The sequence below is a fragment of the Romboutsia sp. 1001216sp1 genome (assembly GCF_039841805.1).
GTDB classification, from domain to species: Bacteria; Bacillota; Clostridia; order Peptostreptococcales; family Peptostreptococcaceae; genus Romboutsia_C; species Romboutsia_C hominis.
Window position 1 is genome coordinate 1 of sequence record NZ_JBDPHA010000030.1, and the last position, 4902, is coordinate 4902.

General features: G+C 25.5%; 4 protein-coding genes. 3 read left to right on the forward strand and 1 reads right to left on the reverse strand.

Annotated elements, in window-relative coordinates; all coding sequences use genetic code 11:
• Nucleotides 1-47 precede the first annotated feature (47 nt).
• Together ABHC41_RS14535 and ABHC41_RS14540 are read left to right on the forward strand one after the other, a co-directional pair.
• Nucleotides 48-413 (forward strand): CGGC domain-containing protein, encoded by a 366-nt coding sequence (locus ABHC41_RS14535; protein WP_166505342.1) that lies wholly within the window; start codon nt 48-50, stop codon nt 411-413.
• A gap of 129 nt (nt 414-542) precedes the next feature.
• On the forward strand, nt 543-1877 hold the full coding sequence (locus ABHC41_RS14540; RefSeq protein WP_271892854.1) for a ClC family H(+)/Cl(-) exchange transporter: 1335 nt from the start codon (nt 543-545) through the stop codon (nt 1875-1877).
• A 101-nt stretch (nt 1878-1978) separates the two neighbouring features.
• Here ABHC41_RS14540 and ABHC41_RS14545 read toward each other — a convergent pair whose 3' ends face one another.
• Nucleotides 1979-3901 (reverse strand): FUSC family protein, encoded by a 1923-nt coding sequence (locus ABHC41_RS14545; RefSeq protein WP_271892856.1) that lies wholly within the window; start codon nt 3899-3901, stop codon nt 1979-1981.
• Nucleotides 3902-4131: 230 nt separating this feature from the next.
• On the opposite strand from ABHC41_RS14545, the gene ABHC41_RS14550 reads away from it, so the two are divergent.
• Nucleotides 4132-4827 carry a response regulator transcription factor gene (locus ABHC41_RS14550; protein WP_092926023.1) on the forward strand — a complete coding sequence of 232 codons (696 nt, stop codon included), beginning with the start codon at nt 4132-4134 and terminating at the stop codon, nt 4825-4827.
• Nucleotides 4828-4902: the final 75 nt, after the last annotated feature.

Genomic DNA, 4902 nt, shown 5'->3' on the forward strand with positions numbered 1-4902 from the left:
TAATTATATATAAATACAGTAAAAATAAAAAGCATAGGAGGAAGAAATTGAAAAAAGTTGCTATATATACTTGTGGGGATGTTTCACAAAGGTGTACCGCTAATGGATGCTTTAGAGCATTTAATGAATGTAAAGATTCATTTGAGAGATATGAAGGTAATTGTAAATTAGTTGCTTTTAATACTTGTAATGGTTGTGATGAAAAGCCATTAGAAAGTTTAGATATAAAAATAGAAAAATTAAAAAAAGCAGAAGTTGATATAATACATATATCTACATGCATAAGAGGGAGATGCTCTCATTACGAAGAGTATGCTAAAGAATTTGCTAAACATTTTGAAGTAATTGGATATACACACGGGTCAAAAGAAGGCAAAAAGAACAATAATATAAATATACTAAAAAGTGAATAATCACAAGAAAGCCAGGTTAAAGACTTGGCTTTCCTATACAATCAATAAAAATTATCTATTTTTAGAAAATTTAAATAGAAAAAGTTATGTAGCTATTTAATTGGGTAATATTATATACGAGGTGATAAAATGGATAATTTAGAAAGTAGTTGTATACCTGATAATGGAAATTGCTCAGATTCTTTTAAAATAAGAATTGTTTTTGAAAGTATTTTAATAGGAGTAGGTGTAGGATTTATAGTTTCCTTGTATAGGTTATGCTCCAAATATGCAGAAAAAATTAGTTTAAATATATATAATTTTATGGCTAATCACTTGGAATATGTAATTTTGGGAATACTAGTGTTTGCTATTATAGGATATATTGTTGGATATTCAGTTGAGAAAAATCCTATGATATCAGGTAGTGGTATTCCACAAATTGAAGGCTGTTTAAAAGGAAGATTAAAAATAATTCATTCTTTTAAAATTTTAGTAAGTAAATTTGTAAATGGTGTACTAGCAATGGGAGCTGGACTATCTCTTGGTATAGAAGGTCCATCTATTCAATTAGGTGGGAGTTTTGCACATGCTATATCTAGACGATTTAAACTAAGTAAAAAAGAATTTGTATATTTATATTCAACAGGAGCGGGAGCTGGTCTTGCAGCAGCATTTAATGCACCATTTGCTGGAGTTATGTTTATCTTAGAAGAAGTACATAAAAGTTTTTCGCCAGTACTATTTATAACAGCTGTTGCAGCTTGTGTAAGTTCTGATTTAGTTACATGGATATTTTTTGGAGAAACACATACTTTAATAGTTGATAAAGTTTTAAATATGCCAGCTAATTACTACATATCTTTAATAGTACTTGGAATAGTTATTGGGTTAAGTGGAGTTATATATAATAAAGGATTACTTAAAACTATGGACATATATTCAAATATAAATACAAAACTAAGATATAAAATGATTATACCTTTTATGTTAGCTATTGTATTTGGCATGTTTTTACCTCAAGTTTTAGGTGGTGGGGATAAGCTTATAAATAGTATATTAGCTAGTGGACTTACTATTAAATTAGCTATAATATTATTAATAGGAAAATATATATTCTCACTTATAAGTTTTGCACCAGGAACTCCTGGAGGTATACTATTTCCTATTTTAACATTAGGTGGATTAGTAGGAATTATATTTGGAAAAGTTTTAGTTTTAATGGGAGCTATAGATACTTCATATTTAAATAACTTTATATTATTAGCAATGGCAGGGATGTTTACATCTGTTGTCAGAGCTTCTATTACTGGATTTATATTAGTATTTGAAATGAGTGGAGCACTTACTCAGCTAGGACCTATTATAGTAGTCTGTGGGGTTGCGTATTTAGTAGCTAATTTATTAAATTGCCCTCCTATTTATGATTCTTTACTTGAAAATAAAGTTAAAGCTTATGATAAAATTAAAGAAAGCAGTAAATAATATTTAGATAGAAAAAAGCCAAGCATTAAGCTTGGCTTTTTATTTTAGTTTATTTAGCTTTTAATAGTAATTCACTTTGTTTAATGAATAACCTTATTTTATTATAGAGTTTTGTATATAACTTTTGATATATCTTTAGATTCTATAATAGTTTCTTTTAACTCAAGTACATTTATTAATATTAACTTACTCAATCTATCATCTATATTATTTAAGAAATCTATAATATCTTTTGTAGAAATATCCTTATTTAAAAGCATATCTATATCGTAAAATAAAACTAAGTTATGTGATGAATTTTTATTAGTGTATTTCTTAAAGTTATTTACTAAGAAACGTAGTTTATTAATAAATATATGTTGCTTATGTACAAATTCATTTAAATCATCTGATAACAAAATATTATTATTAAAATATATCTTTTTATTAAGACGTATATTTTGAGTAATTACATCCTTTAAATCGTCATTAATAGTTCCATTCACTAATCCTGTATTGTATAATTTGGCAAGTATTTGCTCATTTAAACTTAAAGAATTTTTAACTTCGTTTTTTGTAACATCACTCATTTTATATGGTAAAATTACTTTGTTTGCATATAGAGCAATTATAGTACCTAAAAGAACGAAAAATATTCTACTGATAGATAGCTCATTTATATTATTACCAATAGATGCTGCTCCTAGAGCCGAAATAGTTGTGCATATCATTTGATACTTATACTCTGTTTGGTAATTACTAATATATCCAACTATAAGTATAATAAAAGCTCTCATAGAATTATCTGTTACTATAGAGAATAAAATTTCAAATATAATTAATCCAATTATAGTTCCTAAGATTCTTTCCCTACCTTTAGTTTGTCCCGATTCAAGATAAGGCTGGACAATAGATGATAAACTGAAAACTAACCATTTACCATGTGGTATATTAAAGAAAGCAACTACAAATACACCAATACTAGTAATTAATGCACCTCTAAATGCAAAAGTAAACTTAAGAGAGTCCTTATTTAAATTATTTTTTAAATCATTTAATTTATCAACTGTATTTGATACGAAATACTTTTCACAAACTTCTTTTGAATTTTTTTCTTTTGAAAGTATTAAGTCTTCTTTTAATAAACTTACGCAACCTTGCAATTCATAAATTTTGTAGTATTTTGAGTTAGCTTTTTCGATAGCGATTAAGAATTCATCTATTTTAAGTATAATATCATCAACTGTTATATTTCTATCTACAAACTCATTTATATTACAAAGCAATACTTTTATTTTATTTAAGATATAAGTAAATTCTTCATTAATTGTATTGTTTTTAACTTCATCTAGTATTAAGTTTACACTTTCTAAAAACTGACATATAAATAATGATTGGGTTAATGAAACTGGAAGTTCCATATTTCTATCCAATCTTTTATATACATCTGATATATGCTCTTTTAGCGTATCATAAGTTTTAGAATTTAAATTATTTACACTTTTTATACTATCATTATTTATCATTAATACTATTTCTTCATTAATAGACTCTATTACCGTTTTAATAGTAACTTTAGATTGCTTTTGTAACTTATTTTTATTTGCAATCATTTGTACTGTCATTATAAAAAGTCCACAAAATATAAGAGATACTAATCTAGTAGGCAATTTATTGATGCTAACAGGTGTATAAAGCATAAAGAAATAACCTAATGTAAAAGCAACATATGTAGGTTTTTTTGTATTATATGTAAATTGGTATAATATAAAAAATACAATGGCAAAAGTTATAACTAATCCTAAAAAAGCATTAGTTGATGCTAAAAATGAACCAATCCCAAGTAACACTTCAATAAATACAAAATATATAGTACTTTTTATTGGTGTTATTGTATAATCAGTACCAAGTAAAGAAAGAGCTGCTGTAATGCCTGCAACTCCAACTAAGGTATTAATTTCGCCAAATATAGATTTAAAACCTATTATAGCAGCTACTATAACTAAAAACATTATAGTTGTTGAAATTACTTTTTTCTTATTCATGTCAAAGCTCCTTTGTAGTTTAAAAGTTTAATTTCTTACTAATGATACCCGTATTCTTTATACTTAAATCTAGAGTGTTACAATTTTATCATTAACATATAATGATGTTTTTATTGAACATGATATAGTTCAAACAAAGGCATATATGAATTTGAAAAATTATTTAAAATAATGATATAATTATTTGGTAATATAATAAAATGTATAGCTTATAAAGGGGAATAATCAAAATGAGAAATATACTAATAGTAGAAGATGACATTATGTTAAACAATGGAATCTGCTTTAATCTACAAGCAGATGGGTTTAATGTAATACCTGCATACAATCTAAAAGAAGGGGAAAATATTTTTAATAGTAATACTATAGACTTAATAATACTAGATATAAACTTACCTGATGGAAATGGATTTGAATTTTGTAAAAAAATTAGAGAAAATTCTAATGTAGGGATACTATTTCTAACTGCATGTGATGTGGAATCAGACATTATAAATGGATTTAAAATAGGGGCTGATGATTATATAACAAAACCATTTAGTATAAACATATTAATGCAAAGAGTAGGGGCTTTGATTAGACGTTGTAGTAATAAAGAAAAATATGAAGATACTTTAGTTGAAGGAGAATTTGAATTTAATTTTGAAAAAATGTTAGTAACTAAAAATAAAGTAAATATTGTGCTATCACCAATAGAATACAAAATACTAAAAAAACTAGTAAAGAGCAAAAGTCAAATAGTTACAAGACAAGCCTTGATAGATTCAATCTGGGATAATGACAAAGAATACATAGAAGAACATGCCCTAACAGTAAATATTAATAGACTAAGAAGTAAAATAGAAGATAAATCATCTAATCATAAATACATAAAAACTGTATATAAAATGGGGTATATGTGGGTTGGTGAAAAGAATGAAAAATAGTAAAAATATTTTTAGTAACTACTATATAAACTTTTCTATTATATATATTATAATATCAACAATATCATTTCTTTT